The following is a 21376-nucleotide window of genomic DNA, read 5'->3' as shown; positions in this document are numbered from 1 at the left end:
CCTGTAGAGCTCAGGACTGGACCGCGCCGACGGGTGAGGTTTCGATGAAGTCGGCACGGGATGACAGAGGGAACCTGTCGAGGATGCGCTTGGCCATCTGTGGGGGGGTCAGCTGCAGGGATTCCTTGCTCTGCTGGGGTGTGGCGTGATCCACCAGCTGATCGGGGATACCGATACGCAGCAGGGAGGGGTTGATGTCGCGATCGTTGAGAGACTCGAGAACGGCGGCACCGAAACCACCGGGAAGAGCCCCTTCCTCCATGGTCACCACCATGCCGATGCGTCGGGCCAGGGGGTGGATCAGCTCTTCATCGAGCGGCCGCAGGAATCGCGCGTTCACCACAGTGGCTGAGAACCCGGCTTCTTCCAGGAGTGTTGCTGTGTCAAGCGCCGGCTTGACCATGGCGCCGTAGGCAACGATCAGCAGATCCTCCCCCTCTCGCAGAACCTCACCGCAGCCGACCGGCAGCGGCTCCCATCCCTCCTCCATCAGCGTGACGCCCACACCGGAGCCCCGTGGGATCCGAAGCGCCGTGGGGCCAGGGTGTGCAAGGCAGGTGACCAGCATCCTCTGAAGCTCGGCTTCATCCTTGGGAGCCATCACGGTGAAGTTGGGCACCGATCTCAGGTAGCTGATGTCGTACTGCCCCTGATGCGTCGGGCCATCGGCTCCGACGATGCCGGCACGATCGAGCACAAACGTGACCGGCAGTTTCTGGATGCCCACGTCGTGGATGAGCTGGTCGTAAGCCCGCTGAAGGAAGGTGCTGTAGATCGCCACCACCGGTCGCAGCCCCTCGCAGGCCATCCCGGCGGCCAACGTCACCGCATGCTGTTCGGCGATTCCGACATCGACGTACTGCTTGGGAACAGCCTTCTGCAGCAGATCCAGACCAGTTCCTGTCGCCATGGCAGCGGTGATACCGATCACGCGGCTGTTCTGTTCGCACAGCTTCACCAGGGTCTGCCCGAACACCTTGCTGTAACTGGGAGGCTTCGGCTTCTTGGAGGGAATCGCCTTGCCGGTGCTCAGGTCGAAGGCGGACTGGGCGTGGTAGCCGACCTGATCAGCCTCGGCATAGGGGTAGCCCTTGCCCTTCGTGGTGACCACATGCACCAGAACCGGACCGTGGGAACGATGGGCCGCCTGGAAGGTTCGGATCATCTCACCGATGTCGTGGCCGTCGATCGGCCCCATGTAGGTGAAACCGAGTTCCTCGAACACCGCCCCCACCTTCGGCACCGCCAGTCGGCGCATGCTTCCCTTGAGACGGTTCAGCTCCGCCGGCAGTTCGCCGCCCATGAAGGGCAGATGACGGACGCTTTCCTCGACGCTGCCGGAAAGGAACTGCATCGGCGGGCTCAGTCGTGCCCGGTTGAGTGCATTGGAGAGAGCCCCGACCGGCGGTGAGATCGACATGTCGTTGTCGTTCAGCACCACCAGCAAGGGGGTCTCCGGCAGGTGACCGGCGTGGTTGATCGCTTCGAGAGCCATGCCACCGGTCATGGCCCCGTCGCCGATCACGGCAACGCATTTGAAGCTTTCACCGCGGTTGTCCCTCGCCAGAGCCATCCCGAGGGCCGCGGAGATGGAGGTGCTGGCATGACCGGCACCAAAATGATCGAAACGACTCTCCGACCGCTTGAGATAGCCGGCCACTCCGTGCTGCTGACGGAGCGTTCCGAAGTCGTTGTACCGGCCGGTGATCAGCTTGTGGGGATAGGCCTGATGGCCCACATCCCAGATCACACGGTCGTGGTCGAGATCGAGGGTCTGATACAGAGCAAGCGTGAGCTCAACAACACCGAGGCCCGGGCCGAGATGGCCACCACTGGTGGACACCACCTCGAGATGGCGTTCACGGATCTGACGACCGACATCCTCAAGCTCAGCAACGCTGAGTCCGTGCAGCTCATTCGGATGCTTCAGATCTCCGAGATGCATGCACAGCCCACTGCAATCCATGCAATCTACGGGGTCCCTTCCGTTGACCAGAGGCTGCGGGCTCTGGAGAGAATGGTGTGATGACCGACTATCTGCAGCGGATACTGCGGGCCCGCGTCTATGACGTCGCCCACGAGACTCCGCTCGAACCCGCCCCGAATCTCAGTCGCCGTCTGCAGAACCGCGTTTGGCTCAAGCGTGAGGACCTTCAGCCGGTGTTCTCGTTCAAGTTGCGGGGCGCCTACAACCGGATGTCGCAGCTGACCACGGATGAGCTGAAGCGTGGCGTGATCGCCTCCAGCGCCGGCAATCACGCTCAGGGTGTCGCTCTCAGTGCCCGTCGCCTGAATTGCCGTGCGGTGATCGTGATGCCCAGCACGACGCCCGAAGTGAAGGTGCGGGCGGTGCGGTCGCTCGGTGGAGAGGTGGTCCTGCACGGGGAGACCTACGACGAATGTTCCGCGGAAGCGCGACGCCGCTGCAGTGCCGAAGGGCTCACCTACATCCACCCCTTCGATGATCCGGAGGTGATCGCCGGCCAGGGCACGATCGCGCTGGAAATCATGCGGCAGAGCGAGGAACCACCCCAGGCGATCTATGTCGCCGTCGGCGGAGGTGGCCTGATCGGTGGGATTGCTGCCTATGTGAAATCGCTCTGGCCCGAGATCGAGATCATCGGCGTCGAACCGCAGGATGCCGCAGCGATGACCCGCTCTCTGGAGGCTGGCGAGCGCATTGAGCTCGACCAGGTGGGGCTGTTCGCTGATGGTGTCGCCGTGCGCCGGGTCGGGGAACACACGTTTGATCTGGCGAAACGGCACGTGGACCGCATGGTCACGGTCGACACGGATGCCATCTGTGCAGCCATCAAGGATGTGTTCGAGGACACCCGGTCGATCCTGGAACCCGCCGGCGCCCTCGCCGTGGCGGGGATGAAGCGGGATGTGATCGATCGGCAGCTGACCGGTCGCCGTCTGATCGCAGTGGCCTGCGGCGCCAACATGAATTTCGATCGCCTTCGCTTCATCTCCGAACGGGCTGAACTCGGGGAAGAACGTGAAGCGATGCTCGCTGTGGAGATCCCGGAGCGACCTGGAAGCCTGCGCGATCTCTGCGAGCAGCTCAAACGCCGGAGCCTCACGGAATTCAGCTACCGGATGACGGAAGGCTCCCGGGCACAGATCTTCATCGGTGTGCAGGTGCAGGACGAGCGGGACCGCAGCGCTCTGGTGAGCGCACTCGGCGCCGCCGGATTCCCCTGCCATGACCTCAGCGACAACGAATTCGCCAAGAATCACCTTCGCCACATGGTGGGCGGGCGACTGCCCTCCTCAGCCCGACAGGCCTGCGCCGGTGATTGCCGCGAACTGCTGTACCGCTTCGAGTTCCCGGAGCGCCCCGGCGCCCTGATGAACTTCGTGAATGCCCTTCACCCCGGCTGGAGCATCAGCATTTTTCACTACAGGAATCACGGTGCCGACGTCGGGCGCATCGTGGTGGGTGTTCTTGTGCCCGTCGATGGCATGGATGGCTGGAGGGCCTTCCTGGACGACCTCGGGTACCGATGCTGGGAGGAAACGACGAATCCCGCCTATGCCCTGTTCCTGTAAGGGATCAGGCGGTACCTTGACTCATCCTGCGGGCTAGAGATGACGGAGCCGTCACTGGCCACCCGACTGGAGGCGATTCTCTATCTCAAGGGGCGACCGATTGCGGTGGGTGAACTGTCGGAACTGGCCGGTGTTCCGCGACCGGAGGTGGAGCAGGCGCTCCTTGAACTGAGCACGAGCTACTCGCAGCGCGAAACAGCCCTGGAAATCGTCAGCCAGAACGGACGCTACGGGCTGCAACTGCGAGCCGGACTCGGAGATCTGGTCCGCGATCTTCTTCCGGTGAACCTGTCCACAGCCACCCTGCGCACCCTGGCCACCATCGCGCTGAAGAAGCGGATCCTTCAGTCGGAGCTGGTTGATCTGCGTGGCTCCGGTGCCTACGACCACATCAAGGAACTGCTCGCCCAGGACTTCATCGAACGCCGGCGGCAGAGTGAAGGCCGTTCCTACTGGCTCACGCTTTCGGAGAAGTTCCATCGCACCTTTTCAGTGCTCCCGGATCTTGGAACGTCCGAAACAACGGAGCCTGAATAGAGTCGAAGTACAACAGCCCCAGCCATGGCGAGTCTCTCCGTCACCATCCTTCAGGTTCTGGCCCAGACCCTTCAGATCTATTCCCTGGTGTTGATCGTTCGGGTGCTGCTGAGCTGGTTCCCCAATCTGGACTGGGGCAATCCTGTGCTGAGCACGGTGAGTTCGATCACCGATCCATACCTGAATGCCTTCCGCGGATTGATTCCTCCCCTGGGTGGCATCGACCTCTCCGCCATCCTGGCCTTCGTGGCGCTGAACCTGCTTCAGCAACTGCTGCTCAACGCCAGCTTCTATTTCTATGCAGGCGGTCTGAGCTAATGAATCTCCTGCTCCAGAGGCAGAAGATCATCACCATCTTCGGCGCGGCTGCGCACCGGAGCTGAAAACCCCCTGGCTTTGGCGTTCCGGACATCAAAGGGACCTGGTGTTCCAGCCGGAACGGCGATCCGCAGGGCGAACGGATGTGTGCCTGGAGCTACATCACCGATAGATCCCACTCGGGTGCGGTTCTGCAGAGCAGGTTCTCCGCTGGCATCCAGGATGCGGGCATAGACATCCGTGTCCACGACCGGGCGACGACCGGGGTTGTCGACCTCGCCGCTGAGCACGAAGCAGCTGGCTCCCATCGGGCGTCCGACATCCGGTTGATTTCCCGGATCCTCCTCATTGCAGGGAAGCAACTGGATGGCGGAGAGCTTCAGATCCGCAGCGCTGGCTGAAGCTGCGGATCCGAGCAGGATCAGAAGGCTGGTGAGAAGCGCAAGCAGACGACGGGACATGGCAGCGATCAGCGATGGTCACCGCTGCCGCCGATGCGACCACGGGCGGCACGGCTGGCGAGCTTGTCGAGGTTGGCGGTGGCAACCTCCTCGAGGTCATAACCGAGCTCTGACGCGAGCTGCGCCACGTACCAGAGCACATCGCCCAGCTCGAGCTTGATCGCCTCCCGGGTTGGGTCGTCGAAGACACCCCCGCGGTCCCGAAGCACCTTCTTAACCTTGTCCGCCACCTCTCCGGCCTCGCCGCTGAGACCCAGCGTCGGATAGACGGGGTTGCCGCCCACGTCGGGATAAGCGGCAGTGCGGCGGGCAGCGGCCTGATAAGCATTGATGTCGATGGCTGCCTCCCACCGGCGGACGCCGGCTTCCCAACGACTGGATGGTAGTTTCCGCAAGGTTTTTAGCCTCGGTATGGGCCAGTTCGATCAGAACCGTCGGACCAAGATCGTGGCCACCATCGGCCCCGCCACGGAAAGCGCCGAGCGGATCAAGGAACTTGTTCAGGCTGGAGCAACCACCTTCCGTCTGAACTTCTCGCACGGCGATCACAGCGAGCATGCGGCACGGATCGCAACCATTCGGGAGGTTTCCAACGAACTGGGCATCAACATCGGCATCCTTCAGGACCTGCAGGGACCGAAAATTCGTCTGGGTCGCTTTGCTGCTGGCCCGATCACTCTGGCCAACGGCGACCGGTTCTCCCTCACCTCCAGACCGGTGAGCTGCGACCACACCATCGCCACCGTCACCTACGACAAGCTGGCGGATGAAGTGACCGCTGGCAGCCGCATCCTTCTCGACGACGGACGCGTCGAGATGAAGGTCGAACAGGTTGATCAGGCCGAGCAGACCCTGCACTGCAGCGTCACCGTCGGCGGGGTTCTGTCCAATAACAAGGGAGTGAACTTTCCCGATGTGCAGCTGTCCGTCCGGGCGTTGACCGATAAGGACAAGGTGGACCTGGAATTCGGGCTATCCCAGCAGGTGGACTGGGTGGCGCTCAGCTTCGTCCGAAATCCCTCCGACATGGAGGAGATCCGTGACCTGATCCGCCAGCACGGCCATTCCACACCCGTGGTGGCCAAGATCGAGAAATTCGAGGCCATCGATCAGATCGACGCGATCCTGCCGCTCTGTGACGGAGTGATGGTGGCCAGGGGAGACCTGGGCGTTGAGATGCCGGCAGAGGAGGTGCCTTTGCTTCAGAAGGAACTGATCAGCAAGGCGAACAGCCTCGGCATCCCGATCATCACGGCCACCCAGATGCTCGATTCCATGGCCTCCAGCCCGCGGCCGACCCGCGCGGAGGTGAGCGATGTCGCCAATGCCATCCTCGACGGCACCGATGCCGTGATGCTGTCCAATGAAACTGCTGTCGGCGATTTTCCCGTAGAGGCGGTTCAGACGATGGCGACCATCGCTTGCCGCATCGAGAAGGATTATCCCCGGCGGGCCATTGACAGCCATCTGCCCAGCACGATTCCCAACGCCCTCAGCCTGGCGGTGAGTTCCATCGCCAGTCAGCTGAATGCGTCGGCGATTCTTCCGCTCACCAAAAGCGGTGCCACCGCCAAGAACGTGAGCAAATTCCGTCCAGCTGCGCCAATTCTGGCCATCACCCCGGATCCCACCGTCGCCTGCCGGCTGCAGCTTGTGTGGGGCGTGAAGCCTCTGGTGATTCCGCAGCACGAACGGACCACCCACACCTTCCTGGCGGCCATGAACAAGGCGAAGTCGCTGGGACTGCTCAATGAGGGGGATCTGGTGGTGCAGACCGCGGGCACGCACACAGGCGTCTCCGGTTCCACCGATCTGCTCAAGGTGGGAATCGTCAGTTCCGAGGAATCAGCGGTCAACATGATCTGAAGCACCCACCTGCCTGAGCAGCCATGACCCGGAGGATGCCCCCTACGGAGACGGTGAGGATGGCCCTCACCACCCTGCGGAGCAACCGGCTTCGCAGCCTGCTCACGATGGTGGGCATTGTCATCGGCAATGCCTCGGTGATCACCCTTGTCGGAGTCGGGCGCGGTGCGCAGGGCCTGGCCGAGGAACAGCTGAGCAACCTCGGAGCCAACGTTCTGTTTGTGGTTCCAGGGAACAACGACACCCGTCGCCGGGGAGTCGCCTTCCCGAGAACACTGGTTCTGGAGGATGCCGAAGCGATCGCCGAGCAGGTGCCAAGCGTCAGTCGTGTGGCTCCACAGATCACCAGCAGCCAGGTGGTCCAGACGGGAGCCCGCAGCGCCACCAGCTCGATCTCCGGCGTCACTCCCGAGTTTCTCCCCGTGCGTAGCTTCGAGGTTGCTCGGGGGCGGTTCATCACCGCCGAGGACAACAAGGCTGCCCGCAACGTCGTGGCGATCGGCCCGGATCTGCGTCTGAAACTCTTCCCCACCGGCAACGCTCTGGGGCAGCAGATCCGGATCGGGAGCCAGGCGTTCGAGGTGGTCGGTGTGATGGCACCGAAGGGAGCCGTGTTCGGCAGCAACCAGGATGAGAATGCCTACATCCCGCTCAGCACGATGGTGACAAGGCTGACGGGTCGGGATCCCACTTACGGCATCAGTCTCAGTTTCATCAGCGTGGAAGCACGGGATGAGGCGAGCACCGGTGCTGCCAAGTTCCAGATCACCAATCTGCTGCGGCAGCGGCATCGGATCCTGCGCGATGACGACTTCGCCGTCCGATCCCAGAAGGATGCCCTCAGCATCGTGGGAACCATCACCGGAGGGCTGACGCTGATGCTTGCTGCCATCGGCGGCATCTCCCTGCTGGTGGGAGGCATAGGAATCATGAACATCATGCTCGTCTCCGTCAGCGAGCGAACCGAGGAAATCGGACTCCGCAAGGCTCTGGGGGCTCGCAGCAGCGACGTTCTCCAGCAGTTCCTGGTCGAATCCCTTGTGCTGTCCAGTCTCGGCGGCGCAATCGGCACTGCGGCAGGCCTCGGCACCGTTGCTCTTGTGGCGGCCGCGACGCCCCTGCCGGCGACCATCGGCACCGGCATGGTGCTGATCACAGTGGGGCTGTCCGGTTCGATCGGGCTGTTCTTCGGCGTCGTTCCGGCCCGCCGAGCTGCAAGGCTGGATCCGATCGTGGCCCTCAGAAGTCTCTGAACGACGCCTCAGTGAGCGGTCCAACTGCTTTACAATGTTTAATCATTTCTCGGGATCATGAATCAGCGCTGGCGCGTCCTTGTTCTCTGGCTCCTGCCGATCGCCGTGGTCCTGCTGATCGGCTGGCAGGTCGTGAGCAACGGCGGCGTCAACGGAGTGGGCCCCAGCGGCCCGACCGTGGCACCCCGGAATGCCGCCGTCGCGAGGATGAGCTACGGACGCTTCCTTGATTACGTCGAGGCAGGCCGCGTCACAGCCGTCGACATCTACGACGGAGGTCGCAATGCCGTGGTCGAAGCTGTCGATCCCGATCTCGACAATCGCGTCCAACGGCTGAGAGTGGATCTTCCCGGGCTGGCCCCAGAACTGATCAACACCCTTAAGAGCGAGGGCATCAGCTTCGACATTCATCCAGCCCGCACCACACCTCCGGCTCTCGGTCTGCTGGGCAACCTGCTGTTCCCACTGCTCCTGATCGGCTCTCTCATCTTCCTGGCCAGACGCAACAGCGGCATGCCCGGTGGCCCCGGTCAGGCGATGCAGTTCGGCAAAAGCAAGGCCCGCTTCATGATGGAGGCAGAAACCGGAGTGATGTTCGACGACGTCGCCGGTGTGAATGAGGCAAAGCAGGAGCTTGAAGAGGTCGTCACCTTCCTCAAGCAGCCAGAACGTTTCACGTCCGTCGGTGCACAGATTCCCCGCGGCATGCTGCTGGTCGGACCTCCGGGAACCGGCAAGACGCTTCTGGCTAAAGCGATCGCAGGTGAGGCAGGCGTTCCGTTCTTCTCGTTGTCAGGTTCCGAATTCGTCGAGATGTTCGTCGGTGTCGGTGCCAGTCGTGTCAGGGATCTGTTCAAAAAAGCCAAGGAAAACAGCCCCTGCCTGATCTTCATCGATGAGATCGATGCCGTCGGCCGTCAGCGTGGTGCCGGCATCGGCGGCGGCAACGATGAGCGCGAGCAGACCCTCAATCAGCTGCTCACCGAAATGGACGGTTTCGAGGGCAACAGCGGCATCATCATCATCGCGGCCACCAACCGCCCGGATGTTCTGGATTCCGCTCTGATGCGTCCTGGCCGCTTCGATCGCCAGGTGACCGTCGATGCACCGGACATCAAGGGCCGGCTTTCGATCCTCGAAGTGCACTGCCGGAACAAGAAGCTCAAGGAGGAGCTGTCCCTTGAGAGCATTGCGCGTCGCACCCCCGGCTTCACAGGGGCTGATCTGGCCAACCTGATGAATGAAGCAGCGATTCTCACGGCTCGTCGCCGCAAGGAAGCGATCGGCCTCAGCGAAATCGATGATGCCGTGGATCGGATCATTGCCGGCATGGAAGGTCGTCCTCTCACCGATGGACGCAGCAAGCGTCTGATCGCGTACCACGAAGTCGGTCACGCCCTGATCGGAACCCTCGTCAAAGATCACGATCCGGTTCAGAAGGTCACGCTGATCCCCCGGGGGCAGGCACAGGGCCTCACATGGTTCTCTCCCGACGAGGAGCAGTCACTTGTGACGCGAGCTCAACTCAAGGCACGCATCATGGGAGCTCTCGGTGGACGCGCGGCGGAAGATGTGGTTTTCGGCCATCAGGAAGTGACCACCGGTGCGGGTGGCGACATTCAGCAAGTGGCCTCGATGGCCCGTCAGATGGTCACCCGATTCGGCATGAGCGATCTCGGACCTGTTGCTCTTGAGGGCGGCAATCAGGAAGTGTTTCTGGGTCGTGACCTGATGACCCGCAGCGACGTCTCCGATTCCATCTCCCGTCAGATTGACGAACAGGTGCGCGCCATGGTGAAACACTGCTACGAGGAGACCCTGTCCATTGTCTCTGCGCATCGCCAGGCAATGGATTCCCTGGTCGAAACTCTCATCGAGAAGGAGACGATGGACGGCGATGAGTTCCGTTCCATGGTCGGAGAGTTCGCGACAGTTCCCGACAAGGACCGCTCAACACCGATTCTCAACTGATTCGGAGATCACATCGCAAGACCCTGAGCATCTCTAAGGTGTCAGGGTCTTTTTTTGCATTTCTGAGCATCACTCATGACCCGTGATGACACCCCTTCAACGATGCGGGGTCACAGCCAGTTCCATGGCCCCGACTGGACCCCTCACCGGGTTGCCTTTCAACAGAATCTCAAGGAATTTGCCGATCGCGTCGGCCTGATTCTCGGATTGCAATCAAACGGAAAAGTCGGCCAGGAAAAAGCTGTTGAACAAATCAAAGACATGTGGAAGTCACTAAAGGCCAGCCGCAATGACTTACTACATTAAACATTATTTTTTAACGAAATCGTTGACTTCCTTCGCCGACATCGGTCAGAGCAATAGATAACTTCGTCCCAGCAATTTCTCCACGCCTTCCTCCACTGAAACTGTCTGTCGCAGACCGGACAGATCTTGGTTGGACGTCCGGATTTCAAGCGACGGAATGCACCGGGCGCTTGTCGATCACTGAGTCAATCAGCCCGTAGCTGACAGCTTCCGTGGGTGACATGAAGAAATCACGATCGGTGTCCTGTTGGATGCGGTCGAGGGGCTGGCCGGTTCTCGAAGCCAGTTCATGATTCAGGCGGTCCTTGAGGAAAAGGATTTCATCAGCCTGAATGCGGATATCACTGGCCTGACCGCGAGCCCCGCCGAGTGGCTGATGAATCATGATGCGCGAATGCTGAAGGCTGCTGCGCTTGCCCTTCGTACCGGCACAGAGGAGGAAGGCTCCCATACTTGCGGCGAGACCCACACAGACGGTATGAACATCCGGTCGGATGTGCTGCATCGTGTCAAAGATTCCAAGCCCGTCGTAAACGGAACCGCCAGGTGAGTTGATGTACAGGTAGATGTCCTTTTCCGGGTCTTCCGCTTCCAGGAAAAGCATCTGAGCAACGATGCGATTGGCTGAATCGCTGGTCACAGCTTCACCCAGAAAAATGATTCTTTCTCTGAGAAGACGGGAGTAGATATCAAAGGCCCTTTCGCCCCGGCCGGACTCCTCGATCACGATCGGGATCATCTGCTTCTGCGTGATTGCGTCAATCCTAACGGCGTCGTCCTCGGCGCTATGGTCATTGCCGACATTCCAGGGTTCCGACTTGGGCGATCGTCAGACCATTGCTGACAGCAAGCGGGCGTTTCATCAGGCGTTCCCCCATGTCATCGCCCCCCTCTACCGGCGGGTGAGCGATGAGCTGCTGGTGGAACTGCATCTACTCAGCCATCAGACACAGTTCAGCAGCACGCCACTGTTTGCGGTAGGCCTCGAAAAGGTCTTCACAACCTTCACGCGAGGGTATCGACCGGAAAGCCATCCCGATCGTCTCTTCGAAGCGATCTGCAGCAGCAACGGCTTTGATGCCGACGCCCTGAAACGGGAGGCTTCTCAAACCCGCGACGCAGCTGCCGCCGCAGCGATGGAAGGCATCACGACAATGCTGTCTGAGCAGCGGTTGCCCGAGGGATCGCACTACTCGCGGATGATGGCGATCGGCCTGCTGACCGTTCTGGAGACCGCTCGCGGTAACCAGGACAGTCCAGACAGCAAGGCTCTGGCCCAACAGGCGGTCGATCTCTGCAATGACCTCAACTTCCCTTCTGAACGGGTGGAAAAGGACCTGAACCTGTTCGCCTCCAACAGTGAACGGATGGAACAGGCCGTGGAACTGATGGAGGAAACCCTGGCCTCCGACCGAAGGAAGCGGGAAAAACGTCAGGATGAAGCCGCTCAGGGAACATCGAGCTGACCACGCACCCATCGCCAGGAGTCGTCCCGGGCTGTCTGCCCGCGCAGCGGCATCGTGCGCAGCATCAGCCTTTCCGCTGATCGCACCACCGTCGGCCAGCTGACTGGCAGCAGACCGTGGGTGACCAGATCCCTTGGAGACAGCATGAGATTCATGCTGCTCTCGGAGCCGAGCTCGGCCGTTGCCGATCGTTTCAGCGTGGGCGCACCGGCAAGCACCATGCGAAGCAGAGCGGGGTGCCTCTGGCCTGCATTCCTGGGCAGCCAGGTCCATCCCCCAAGCACCCGTCCAGGGTCCTCTTCATCATCGAGCCAGAGAGTCGCCCGGATGACGGTCTGGCCATCCGGGTGAACCAGATCGACGCGACGTCGCCGGAATCCCTGCTTCTCGAGACGGGTCGCCGTCAACTCAAGTGCTCGTCTCACGTCAGGATCCCGATAGGGGAGTTGCAGATCGAGCTGCACACGGGCCTGGAAAGGACCTTTCGCCTGAGGTTCGACACTCAAGCGCATCGGCACCTCAAGAAGCTGGCGACGCATGGCGAGCGTCAACCCGTAGTCGTTCTCAAGACCGTCCCGGATCAGAGGGCGATTCAGAATTCCACTGAGCACGGGCTCCGCTGTTGAACTGTCCAGCTGCAACATCGGCAGCAGCGAAGGATCTGAAGCCATGGGAACCCGAAGCCTGCCCGGTGCCAGAGGCGTTATCCCTCTTGGAGGCTTGAGTCGTCGTGGGGAATCGCGAAGCGGTCGACTGGCAAACACCCCGCTCCAACGCAGATCCTTGGCGTCGACATTCAGGACAAGACAGCCATGGGAGGCCGAATTGAGCATCGAAGCGAGTGGTCCGGCCATCGGAAGCAGGGCCTCCGGCGTCCATCGCACAGCCGTTGAGACCTCGAGGGCCCTCAGACAGAACCGTTCCAGAGGTGATGGGTCCCCTGGCTGGGGACGCAACGACTCCGTGAAGCTGCTGCGTTCAGCGGGATCGGAAAAGACAAGGTCAAATCCGGGCAGGAGCCGATCCAGAGGACTGATGCCCGCCGTGGAGGCCTGTTGGCGTGGCAGCACAAGCACACTGCTGCCTGAGGAGACCCATCCTTTCCACCAGATCTGCTCCCTGGAGGCACGCCAGCGCCGGGAGGCCTGATCCGGACCGAGCCGTTCAGACCAGATCTCCGGAACGGATTGCCCAGAATCCACTTGAAAGCTCTGCAACATCACCAGCGATGCGCTGAGCAGATCCAGCTGCTGCGTTAGAGAATCTCTGGCCGTGTGCTCCCGCCTGGCGACATGGGTCAGCCAAGCCGTGGACAGCAGCAGCAGCAACAGCAGTGCCGGGGCGGTGATCGGGAAGGGCGCCAAGCGGCGAAACAGACCTGCCACGACCTTCATCAGCGGCGTCGGCGTCGGTCTTTCCACTCGATCAGCGACAGGTAGATCACCGATACACTCACGAACACCAGCAGAACGGCTGCCGAGACCGCCAGTGACTGACTGATCAGGGAACCATCAGGGGACGGCAACGGCCTCAGAACTTCAGAGTTCCGTCACCGTTGCGACCCCAGACGACCATCGCAATGGAGAAGCTGAACATGGCGGCTAGAGATGCCCAGGCCAGGGTGAACAGCATGTGCAGGACCGCTTCGCTCGTGTGATCCTACCTAGGTTCCCGTCCTCGCAACCCAAGCGCCAGCATCTGTCATGAGCAGCTCCAGCCCGGGATCCACAACGCTGCTGGAGCGTCAGAGGACAACCCAGCGCTATCCAGAGGCCAGGGTCATCGTCCTCGACGATGACGTGAACACCTTCCAGCATGTGGTGGACTGCCTGCGGCAGATCATCCCTGGGATGAGTGAGGAAAAGGCCTGGACCCTGGCGAATCGCATCGACAGTCAGGGGGCTGCTGAAGTGTGGTGCGGCCCGCTCGAGCAGGCCGAGCTGTACCACCAGCAACTGGGATCCGAGGGTCTGACCATGGCACCACTCGAACGCTGCTGATTCAGGCCGCTGGTTTGCGGCTGGCCCTGGTCAACCGCAACAGGTCAACCGTGTCCAGGTTGGACTTCTGTGCATCGAGCACGTAGCGCACAACCCGTCCCGGGCAGATGGCGAGACCGCGCACTTCACTGCCATGCACTTCCGCGGTGAGCATGCGGGCCTGGGGACCGCAGCTGTCGGTGAGTGGACCGGAGACTGCTCGGCGCAAGGCATCCACGGATCTCAGCATGGCGACACAGCACCCTCTCTCCGGCATAGCCATGGCCGCTAACTTCGACCAGTTCCTGGGAAAGTGTTCGGTTTTGGGCCGGGTTGTGATCACACACAGCACCTACGTCGAGGGGCTGATCCCCTGGCTGAGATCCCTGGCGTCCGAACAGGGCATCCAGACGATCACCCCGGCCGTGATCAACCGGGTCAAGGGTCGCTGCCCGACCCTTGAGCTGCGGGTGTCTACGCCAATCCGGGGCGGCTACAAGCTTGTGGCCCGTCGTGGAACGACAGTGCAGGAGGTGTTCATCATCACGGACCTGCCGAAACCGGATCTCCAGCAGGCGATGGAGCGACATCGCCCCTGAGCGGCGCGATGGAGTGGCTTAGGGATTCTCGGGATCGGCCTGCATGGCCAGTCGGCAGGCCTCCGGATGTGCCTCCAACAACGAGGGATCGGTTCGGCAGAGCGCAGCCCAGTCCGCCCGCGTGAAGCATTGGGGAAGGATGGCGCGGCAGGCCACCATGGCATCGTCTGGACGAAAGCTGATCCCGTCGGCCTTGATGGGTGCGGAACAGGCGAGGAGCATCAGGACGATGGTCGGAAACGAGAGATTCACGTGATCTCCTCGATAACACCTGAAAAAAGAGGGTGAACCGCCATGCCGTGCGAGCCCCAGTGGTCGACCTGGAAGAACCAGAAGGGGAGTCAAAATGAGGCTTCGTTTCCGGCTGCAAGGCCGGTTTACGGCACCTTCACGACAGTCTCCCCAAGTCGAAAGAGAGTCAGATCAGAGCACTAGAAAAGGCCGTCACCAACACAGCAGTTCGATGCCACGTTAGTCGGAGCCGAAGGAAGGCAACGGCCAGATGTCTCTGATCCTGGTGGTGATCCTGTGCGCTTCATCGGAGCGCTCATCCGCGGTCGCCCCATGCAGCAGCACGGTGATGTGGCCGAGTTTCCGCCCCGGCGATTCCGGGCTCTTCCCGTACCAGTGGAGCGTGGCATCGGGCAGTTGACGCAGTGAGGCCAGCCGATGATCGAGGGGGGCGGCGATTCCGTCTGACAGACCGAGGAGATTCACCATCACGGCTCCCTGGCAGGTGAGCTGAGGAGCTGGTAACGGCAGCCCGGCTGCAATGCAGAGCTGCTGATCGAACTGGCTGCTGGTGCAGGCCTCGATCGAGAAATGGCCGGAGTTGTGGGTCCGGGGTGCGATCTCGTTCACCTGCAGACCATCAGGGCCGAAGAAGAATTCCAGAGCGAGAACCCCGACGTAGTTGAGCTTCGTCAGCAGCGACGAGGCTGCGTTGAAAGCAAGCGCTTCCACGGCCTGGGGCACCGCGGCAGGAGCGAGGACCCAGTCGCAGACCTGCTGGCTCTGATGGGTTTCCACCAGGGGGAATGCCCGGACGCATCCGCTGGTGTCGCGGCTGACCACCAACGCCAGTTCGCGCTCGTAGTCCACCCAGGCCTCGAGCATCCACTCCTCGGCGGTGACCGAGCGGATCAACTGTGCCAGCGCATCGATGTCCTTGAGGATCAGGGTGCCCTTGCCGTCGTATCCACCCCTGGCGGCCTTGGCCATCACAGGAAAACTCCAGCCTTGAGGAAGGGCCGGCTGAGCAGGGGACACCAGGCTCAGCGGGCACCAGGGCGGGCTCGGAATCAGAAGATCGGAAAGCAGCTGGCGCTGGGAGAGCTTGTCGACCAGGGGAGAGAGCGCAGCCAGGGAAGGCCGGAAGCGAACTCCTTGCTGCTCAAGGGGGATCAGAGCATCGATATTCACCCATTCGTTCTCAAAGGTGATGCCGCTGCATCCCTCCACCAGCTGGCGCGTACCGGCGACATCCCTGGGATCCGCCGTCACAAGCCGGGAGGCCCCCTCCACGGCAGGGTCGTCATCGGAGCCCGTCTGAACAGCGACGGGAATCTGACGTGAAGACGCCGCCTGAACCAGCATGCGGGCCAGCTGGCCTCCTCCCACAACGCCGATCATCCAGGTTGAGCAGACTCCCGCAGCTTGCCACCGGGTTCCGCGATCGGCTGCTCAGATCAAGGCGCGATCGCCACTGAAGGCCAGGCGGATCAGGGTGAAGAGCATCACCAGCAGGAACAGCGCCAGTCCGAGCGTGCAGGCATAACTGATTTCGAGTTCTGCGAAAGCCTGGTCGTAGACGTAGTAGACGATGGTTCTGGTGGAGTCGGCCGGGCCTCCCTGGGTCATCAGGTACACCTCCTCGAACACCTTGGTTGCGGCGATGGATGAGACCACGGCAACCAGCGCGACGTAGGGACGCAGCAACGGAAGCGTGATGTCGAGATGCTGACGCCAGCCCTCGCTGCCGTCGAGCTCGGCAGCCTCGTACAACTCCTTGGGGATCCCCTGCAGACCGGCCAGAAAGATGACCATGTAGTAGCCGAGTCCTTTCCAGAGGGTGACCAGCATCACGGCCGGAAGGGCCAGCTGAGGCGTGGTGAGAAAACCGATCGGCGAAAAGGTGTCACCGAACCAGGCCACAAGCCAGCCGTTGACCAGACCGTTTTCCGCGTAGAGCCAGCGGAACGCGATCGCTGCCACGACGATCGACACCAACACAGGCGTGTAGAAGGCCCCACGCAGCACATGGATGCCGGGCAGGCTGCGGTTCACCAGCACGGCCAGCGCCAGGGAACCCAGCACGATCGGCGGAACAACACCGATCAGATAGAGAAGGGTGGTGGTCATCACCCGCAGGGCCATGGGGTCGCTGATCAGCCGGCGGAGATTGGCCAAGCCCACGAACTGCAGGGGCTCACTCACATCGAGACCCGTGGTCGTGAAGCTCATGACGAGCGCCATGACGGCCGGGATCAGAACGGAAAGGCTGATCAGAACAACCGCTGGCAGCAGGAAGGCCCAGGCAGTGAGGCTGTTGCGCATGAGCCCCGGGGTGCTGGCGTGAGGGTAGGCGCGGGTGACCGTCGCTGAGCGGCAGAGTGGGCAGGTTGGTTCAGCTCCCATGTCCATCACCCAGTCCGCGCCGTTCCGTCGCATTGCTGTGGAACTGGAGACGACGCCCTACCAGGTGGTGATCGGTGATGGAGCCCTGAGCAGCGTCGGAACCGAGCTGATTGCGGCCGGGGTCCGTCCCGGCCGCAAGATTCTCGTGGTCAGCAACGCGGATGTGGCCGGCCCCTACGGCGATCGTTGCCTGAACAGTCTCAGGAGCAGCGGTTTCCAGGTGGAACTCCTGGTGATCGAGGCCGGTGAAGAGCAGAAAACGCCCGCGACCGTGGCACGCATTCATGACGCTGCCTTCGCGATGAAGCTGGAACGCAGCTCACTGATGCTCGCCCTCGGTGGAGGGGTGGTCGGCGATATGACCGGGTTCGCAGCGGCCACCTGGCTGCGAGGAATCGCTGTGGTTCAGGTTCCGACCACGCTGTTGGCGATGGTGGATGCCTCGATCGGAGGCAAGACGGGAGTGAACCATCCCGGCGGCAAGAACCTGATCGGAGCCTTTCACCAGCCGACACTCGTGCTGATGGACCCGGAAACCCTGGCCACCCTGCCGGTTCGCGAATTCCGCGCCGGGATGGCTGAGGTGATCAAGTATGGAATCCTCGGCGATCCGGACCTGTTCGAAGACCTTGAAGCGATCACCGACCCGAGTTGCGCTGAAGGGTTGGGCGGCGACGCACTGATCAAGCTGCTGGAGCGATCAGCCGCCGCCAAGGCCCGGGTGGTGGCCGCCGATGAAAAGGAGGGAGGGCTGAGGGCGATCCTCAATTACGGCCACACCTTCGGGCATGTCGTGGAGACGTTGTGTGGTTACGGGGCCTGGCTGCACGGCGAAGCCGTGGCCATCGGAATGGTTGCCGTGGGAGAGCTGGCGGTGCAGCGCAGCAGCTGGAGCCGGGAGGAGGCCGATCGTCAGCGCAGGTTGATCGATCGAGCAGGTCTGCCCACCAGCTGGCCTGATCTGGATCCCGAGTCGGTACTCAGGACGCTTCAGGGTGACAAGAAAGTGCGCGACGGACAGCTTCGCTTCGTGATGCCGACATCAATCGGGACCGTGGAAGTGCGGGATGACATCAGCCGGGAGGAGATCCTGCGATGCCTCGAGGGCTGATCAGAGGAAATCAAACCCCGTCGAGGCATTGGAGTCGCTGGACTCTTCCGGAACAATCGCCGAGGTTTCACCGCGGAAACTCACACTGATCCGGTCAAAATCAGTCGACTGAAGATTAGTGTAACCAAAGCTTTCTCCACCGATAATCAGCTCATCCTTTTAAGGAGTGCTAAAGGGTAACATTCAGGCATGTCCAGGGTCACAAAGAATCAGTAGCCTGCACGACGAATTGCATTCGCAATAAGCGCGGCATTCAACCAGTAACTCAAGCAACTCCCTCCAAAAATCATGTCGAATTGATGTGTTGTTGCCGAATGCTCTTTGGTTGAAATGCGGGATTACATCCTCAACATGCAACACCGATCACCCACCCGTCCGTTGTTTCATCCGCATCGGTATGCAGAAAGGTGAGCCAGCGGAACTCACCAAGACAAACCGGATCCACAAGGCGCAGAAGTGCTTCACGGCGCTGAAGCGCTTGCGGCAGATCACCCGGTGCCAGCTGTTGCAGCCCATGCAGGCGCTCAGCCAGACCCAGCGCGAGCAGCGCCTCGCCCTGACGCATCACCTGGCCGGGACTCAGACCGGAACGCCGGGCCGCAACCTGCAGGGTGTCGATGCAGAGATGGGCGGTGAGGTCCTGTTGACCGGCCTTCGCCAGGGGATCTTCTCCGCACTGCTGGTGCCGGTAGGCCATCAACGTGCCCTGATCACGGCGGGCGGTGTAGTAGCGGCGCGCTTCCAGGGCGTAATCGATCACCAGCACCAGCCCATGGCTCAGGCCGCTGGCTATCTGATCGATGCAACGAAAGGCGTCGCCATGCCATTCCGTCGTCCAGCCGGCAGCGGCACCCAACGGAGGCAGGCTGAAACCGCAGGCTTCGGCCATGCCCTGTGCCTCAGCGCGCAGATCGTCTGGCAGCGGCATCGACACGCCGGTCAGAGCGGGCGTGCCATCCCCTGAATCCAGCAGCTTCACTCCCTGCCGGAACAACCCCTCACCGGACCAGATCAGCCGCTCCACCGGCAGCGCATCCAGCAGCTCATGGGCCAGCACGATGCCGCGCACCGGTGCACGCTTCAGGTCATCCAGCGAGCACCACTGCACAGGGATGGGCAAAGCCCCCTCCAGCAGTGACTGCTGCCGTTCACGCATGCCTGGATTCAGCTCGATGAGCCGCAGATCCAGACGACCGGCCAGATCGGGATGCAACACCAGCAGCTCCCTCACCAGATCCAGCGCAAGCTGCCCACTCCCGGGGCCGCACTCCACAAGGCTCAGCGGAGCACCCGGCGGGCTTTCCGCCATCAAGCGGCTCAACCACTGGCCCAGCTGCACGGCCAGCAATGAAGCGAAGTCGGGTCCAAGGGAGGGTGACGTGACGAAGTCACCCTCCACACCGATCCGGGCCTGGCCGGAACCGTAGTAGCCGTGGCCAGGGTCATTCAGGGCCCAATCCATGAAGCAGGAGAAGGGCACCACACCACCGGCCTGTTGCAGATGATGCGCCAGCCAGGCAGGACAGGCCGCATCGGAGGAATTCATTGGAGAGAATGCCCATCGCTGCAGCAGACCCATGGGAGCACATCACATCAGCCGGCTGTGGGCGGCGTTGCTGGTACTGGTGGTGAGCTGGACGGTGGCATCACCGGCTCAGGCCTACGACAACCCTGAGCTGCTACCGGATCACGCCACACCCGTGATCGATCTGGCCAAGGTCTTCAGTGAACCGCAACGAACACAGCTGGAGCGGAATCTGGAGCGGATCGAGGAGGAAACCGGCTGGAAACTGAGGGTTCTCACGCAATACGAACGGACACCGGGTCTGGCCATCCGCGACTTCTGGGGACTCGACGAAAGCAGCCTGCTTCTGGTGGCGGACCCCCGTGGCGGCAACCTGCTGAATTTCAACGTTGGGGATGCCTTCTTCGCTCTGATGCCGCGCACGTACTGGGTGGAGCTGCAGACCCGCTTCGGCAACCAGTACTACGTGAAGGACAACGGTGAGGACGGCGCCGTCCTCGACGCCCTGAACGCGGTCGAAATCTGTCTGGAACGTGGCGGCTGCCAGGTGGTTCCCGGCCTGCCACTGGAGCAGTGGTTGCTGACCCTGAGCACATCGGTGCTGGGCGGACTGGTCGCCGGCTTCGCCGCTTACCCCCGAAAGGACGAAGAGACGATTGCCTGGTCCTGGCTGCTGCTGCTCTCACCCCTGTGGGTGATGCTGTTTGGCGTGTTCGGAATCGCTCCGGTGATCACCCGGACGTCTGATCTGCTGCCGATCCTGCGCAACAGCATGGGCTTTCTCGGCAGTGCCGTTGGCGCTTATCTGATCGCACAGGTGACAGTGGGACGTCGCCTGCAGAACGATGCGGAGGGATGACCCCTCAGCCTGCTCAGAAACTTGTGGCGCAGAAGATCCGGGAGCCGAGACAGACATCTGAAGAGCTCGATGCCTGAGACAGCTCCTCACGTCTCTGATCACGCAGTCGGCGCAGCTCCTCGAGATTGAGGTTGTAGAAGGAACGGAGACGGGCGTACTTCTTGACGGGCTGACCGTAGAAGCTGCGGCCGGCAAGGGTCGGGAATGACGCCCACTCCGGAGCCAGCATCGCCGTGAGCACTGGGGTGAGCGTGCCGGCATCGGTCAGTCCCAGGGCCTTGCGGCGCTGGATCAGGAACAGAGCGCCCTGATCCTGGGCTTCCGGGCCGAAACCGACCACACCGATGCTGCGCTGCACCAGGTTCCAGGTGAAGGGCATGAACTGGTAGGCACCCGCTGCCGCGCTGGCGTAGCGGGTGCTGTAGATGACCCGGTCAGGGTGACGATCCAGGCTGGACATCAGACCACCACCGAACATGACGCGGTAGCCGACATCCATCCCACCCTTCCAGGTGCCCTCGGCATAGCGAATCGTGTTGAGCATCGCCCGACGCTCGGGGGTGATCACATAAGGAATGGAACGGGTGGGCACCGCACTTGGAGAGCTGAGCAGTTGAGCCCGGGAGGATGGAGGCAGCAGACTGGCCGCAGCAGGAGCCGAAACAAGGGAGGCTGAAAAAGATCCGACGACGACGGCCGTTGCTAGTGCCTGACGACCGATCAGTTCGTGGATAGCCATAAAAAGCGTTCGAAGTACAGATCCCAAGAGGGAATGAAGACTCGATGAACCAGAAGCGGATGGTTGGTTGAGCCGAAGAAAGCATTTTTCCTCCGCAGCGACTTTGTCGAACAATTCGATTGGATCAATAGGTATATATGCCAGTCCACGAATCGTCTCGCTATCGTCGGAACGGCGATATTTCAGGCGCTCAG

General features: G+C 61.7%; 26 protein-coding genes and 1 other RNA gene. 12 read left to right on the top strand and 15 right to left on the bottom strand.

Annotated features, from left to right (window positions below):
* Nucleotides 1-10: 10 nt before the first annotated feature.
* Nucleotides 11-1945: a 1-deoxy-D-xylulose-5-phosphate synthase gene (gene dxs, locus SynA15127_RS06300; RefSeq protein WP_186485448.1), complete on the bottom strand. Its 1935-nt coding sequence runs from the start codon at nucleotides 1943-1945 to the stop codon at nucleotides 11-13.
* An 80-nt stretch (nucleotides 1946-2025) separates the two neighbouring features.
* On the opposite strand from dxs, the gene ilvA reads away from it, so the two are divergent.
* The 3 genes from ilvA to SynA15127_RS06285 are packed head-to-tail and all read left to right on the top strand — an operon-like array spanning nucleotide 2026 to nucleotide 4410.
* Nucleotides 2026-3555, top strand: coding sequence for a threonine ammonia-lyase, biosynthetic (gene ilvA, locus SynA15127_RS06295; protein ID WP_186485447.1), 1530 nt, complete (start codon nucleotides 2026-2028; stop codon nucleotides 3553-3555).
* A 39-nt stretch (nucleotides 3556-3594) separates the two neighbouring features.
* Complete coding sequence (gene scpB / locus SynA15127_RS06290) at nucleotides 3595-4092, top strand: SMC-Scp complex subunit ScpB (RefSeq protein ID WP_186485446.1); 498 nt, start codon at nucleotides 3595-3597, stop codon at nucleotides 4090-4092.
* Between the two features lie 24 nt (nucleotides 4093-4116).
* Complete coding sequence (locus SynA15127_RS06285) at nucleotides 4117-4410, top strand: YggT family protein (RefSeq protein ID WP_186485445.1); 294 nt, start codon at nucleotides 4117-4119, stop codon at nucleotides 4408-4410.
* Here SynA15127_RS06285 and SynA15127_RS06280 read toward each other — a convergent pair.
* A complete protein-coding gene (locus SynA15127_RS06280; protein ID WP_186485444.1) occupies nucleotides 4407-4871 on the bottom strand; it encodes a hypothetical protein in 465 nt (154 codons plus the stop codon). The genes SynA15127_RS06285 and SynA15127_RS06280 overlap by 4 nt on opposite strands.
* A gap of 8 nt (nucleotides 4872-4879) precedes the next feature.
* Nucleotides 4880-5209: a nucleoside triphosphate pyrophosphohydrolase family protein gene (locus tag SynA15127_RS06275; protein ID WP_186485607.1), complete on the bottom strand. Its 330-nt coding sequence runs from the start codon at nucleotides 5207-5209 to the stop codon at nucleotides 4880-4882.
* Nucleotides 5210-5282: 73 nt separating this feature from the next.
* On the opposite strand from SynA15127_RS06275, the gene pyk reads away from it, so the two are divergent.
* The 4 genes from pyk to SynA15127_RS06255 all read left to right on the top strand — a co-directional run bounded on the left by pyk (nucleotide 5283) and on the right by SynA15127_RS06255 (nucleotide 10267).
* On the top strand, nucleotides 5283-6737 hold the full coding sequence (gene pyk / locus SynA15127_RS06270) for a pyruvate kinase (protein WP_186485443.1): 1455 nt from the start codon (nucleotides 5283-5285) through the stop codon (nucleotides 6735-6737).
* A 23-nt stretch (nucleotides 6738-6760) separates the two neighbouring features.
* Entirely contained in the window at nucleotides 6761-7990 is a 1230-nt protein-coding gene (locus tag SynA15127_RS06265; RefSeq protein ID WP_043691020.1) for an ABC transporter permease, read from the top strand.
* Between the two features lie 57 nt (nucleotides 7991-8047).
* Entirely contained in the window at nucleotides 8048-9961 is a 1914-nt protein-coding gene (gene ftsH / locus SynA15127_RS06260) for an ATP-dependent zinc metalloprotease FtsH (protein WP_186485442.1), read from the top strand.
* Nucleotides 9962-10036: 75 nt separating this feature from the next.
* The gene (locus SynA15127_RS06255) at nucleotides 10037-10267 is read left to right on the top strand and encodes a hypothetical protein (protein ID WP_255475616.1); all 231 of its coding nucleotides are present in this window, start codon (nucleotides 10037-10039) and stop codon (nucleotides 10265-10267) included.
* Here the strand turns inward: SynA15127_RS06255 and SynA15127_RS06250 are convergent.
* Nucleotides 10264-10416 carry a DUF2256 domain-containing protein gene (locus SynA15127_RS06250; protein WP_186485441.1) on the bottom strand — a complete coding sequence of 51 codons (153 nt, stop codon included), beginning with the start codon at nucleotides 10414-10416 and terminating at the stop codon, nucleotides 10264-10266. The two genes, SynA15127_RS06255 and SynA15127_RS06250, sit on opposite strands and share 4 nt — an antisense overlap.
* Entirely contained in the window at nucleotides 10413-11006 is a 594-nt protein-coding gene (clpP, locus tag SynA15127_RS06245; RefSeq protein ID WP_186485440.1) for an ATP-dependent Clp endopeptidase proteolytic subunit ClpP, read from the bottom strand. Before clpP ends, SynA15127_RS06250 begins: the two co-directional genes overlap by 4 nt.
* Nucleotides 11007-11085: 79 nt before the next feature.
* On the opposite strand from clpP, the gene psb29 reads away from it, so the two are divergent.
* Nucleotides 11086-11733, top strand: a complete 648-nt coding sequence (psb29, locus tag SynA15127_RS06240; RefSeq protein WP_186485439.1) for a photosystem II biogenesis protein Psp29 — start codon at nucleotides 11086-11088, stop codon at nucleotides 11731-11733.
* Here the strand turns inward: psb29 and SynA15127_RS06235 are convergent.
* Genes SynA15127_RS06235 through petN form a run of 3 tightly spaced genes read right to left on the bottom strand, consistent with a single transcriptional unit; the run spans nucleotide 11715 to nucleotide 13365 of the window.
* Nucleotides 11715-13118: a hypothetical protein gene (locus SynA15127_RS06235; RefSeq protein WP_186485438.1), complete on the bottom strand. Its 1404-nt coding sequence runs from the start codon at nucleotides 13116-13118 to the stop codon at nucleotides 11715-11717. The genes psb29 and SynA15127_RS06235 overlap by 19 nt on opposite strands.
* A gap of 8 nt (nucleotides 13119-13126) precedes the next feature.
* Nucleotides 13127-13258 carry a hypothetical protein gene (locus SynA15127_RS13525; RefSeq protein ID WP_255475615.1) on the bottom strand — a complete coding sequence of 44 codons (132 nt, stop codon included), beginning with the start codon at nucleotides 13256-13258 and terminating at the stop codon, nucleotides 13127-13129.
* 5 nt (nucleotides 13259-13263) lie between these two features.
* Nucleotides 13264-13365 (bottom strand): cytochrome b6-f complex subunit PetN, encoded by a 102-nt coding sequence (petN, locus tag SynA15127_RS06230; protein ID WP_186485437.1) that lies wholly within the window; start codon nucleotides 13363-13365, stop codon nucleotides 13264-13266.
* Nucleotides 13366-13436: 71 nt separating this feature from the next.
* Here petN and clpS point away from each other — a divergent pair, with 71 nt between their 5' ends.
* A complete protein-coding gene (gene clpS / locus SynA15127_RS06225) occupies nucleotides 13437-13733 on the top strand; it encodes an ATP-dependent Clp protease adapter ClpS (protein ID WP_186485436.1) in 297 nt (98 codons plus the stop codon).
* 1 nt (nucleotide 13734) lies between these two features.
* On the opposite strand, the gene SynA15127_RS06220 is transcribed toward clpS, so the two are convergent.
* Complete coding sequence (locus SynA15127_RS06220) at nucleotides 13735-13962, bottom strand: hypothetical protein (protein WP_186485435.1); 228 nt, start codon at nucleotides 13960-13962, stop codon at nucleotides 13735-13737.
* A gap of 73 nt (nucleotides 13963-14035) precedes the next feature.
* Here SynA15127_RS06220 and SynA15127_RS06215 point away from each other — a divergent pair, with 73 nt between their 5' ends.
* Complete coding sequence (locus tag SynA15127_RS06215; RefSeq protein ID WP_043696445.1) at nucleotides 14036-14311, top strand: DUF2103 domain-containing protein; 276 nt, start codon at nucleotides 14036-14038, stop codon at nucleotides 14309-14311.
* Between the two features lie 18 nt (nucleotides 14312-14329).
* On the opposite strand, the gene SynA15127_RS06210 is transcribed toward SynA15127_RS06215, so the two are convergent.
* The 4 genes from SynA15127_RS06210 to SynA15127_RS06195 all read right to left on the bottom strand — a co-directional run bounded on the left by SynA15127_RS06210 (nucleotide 14330) and on the right by SynA15127_RS06195 (nucleotide 16867).
* Nucleotides 14330-14533 carry a hypothetical protein gene (locus SynA15127_RS06210; protein ID WP_186485434.1) on the bottom strand — a complete coding sequence of 68 codons (204 nt, stop codon included), beginning with the start codon at nucleotides 14531-14533 and terminating at the stop codon, nucleotides 14330-14332.
* 60 nt (nucleotides 14534-14593) lie between these two features.
* Nucleotides 14594-14776: non-coding RNA, 6S RNA (gene ssrS, locus SynA15127_RS06205), on the bottom strand.
* Nucleotides 14777-14782: 6 nt separating this feature from the next.
* Entirely contained in the window at nucleotides 14783-15943 is a 1161-nt protein-coding gene (locus SynA15127_RS06200) for a 5-(carboxyamino)imidazole ribonucleotide synthase (protein WP_186485433.1), read from the bottom strand.
* 51 nt (nucleotides 15944-15994) lie between these two features.
* Entirely contained in the window at nucleotides 15995-16867 is an 873-nt protein-coding gene (locus SynA15127_RS06195) for a carbohydrate ABC transporter permease (protein WP_186485605.1), read from the bottom strand.
* Nucleotides 16868-16946: 79 nt separating this feature from the next.
* On the opposite strand from SynA15127_RS06195, the gene aroB reads away from it, so the two are divergent.
* Nucleotides 16947-18059: a 3-dehydroquinate synthase gene (gene aroB / locus SynA15127_RS06190; RefSeq protein WP_186485432.1), complete on the top strand. Its 1113-nt coding sequence runs from the start codon at nucleotides 16947-16949 to the stop codon at nucleotides 18057-18059.
* A gap of 346 nt (nucleotides 18060-18405) precedes the next feature.
* Here aroB and SynA15127_RS06185 read toward each other — a convergent pair whose 3' ends face one another.
* On the bottom strand, nucleotides 18406-19638 hold the full coding sequence (locus tag SynA15127_RS06185) for a class I SAM-dependent methyltransferase (RefSeq protein ID WP_186485431.1): 1233 nt from the start codon (nucleotides 19636-19638) through the stop codon (nucleotides 18406-18408).
* Between SynA15127_RS06185 and SynA15127_RS06180 the strand changes: the two genes are divergently transcribed.
* On the top strand, nucleotides 19637-20443 hold the full coding sequence (locus SynA15127_RS06180) for a TPM domain-containing protein (protein WP_186485430.1): 807 nt from the start codon (nucleotides 19637-19639) through the stop codon (nucleotides 20441-20443). The genes SynA15127_RS06185 and SynA15127_RS06180 overlap by 2 nt on opposite strands.
* 13 nt (nucleotides 20444-20456) lie before the next feature.
* Here the strand turns inward: SynA15127_RS06180 and SynA15127_RS06175 are convergent, their stop codons facing one another.
* Complete coding sequence (locus SynA15127_RS06175) at nucleotides 20457-21182, bottom strand: glycoside hydrolase family 104 protein (RefSeq protein ID WP_186485429.1); 726 nt, start codon at nucleotides 21180-21182, stop codon at nucleotides 20457-20459.
* Nucleotides 21183-21376 lie beyond the last annotated feature (194 nt).

It is taken from the genome of Synechococcus sp. A15-127 (assembly GCF_014280215.1).
Lineage (GTDB): Bacteria > Cyanobacteriota > Cyanobacteriia > PCC-6307 > Cyanobiaceae > Parasynechococcus.
The sequence above is the reverse complement of the archived record's forward strand: the minus strand, read 5'-3'. Positions and strand labels throughout refer to the sequence as shown.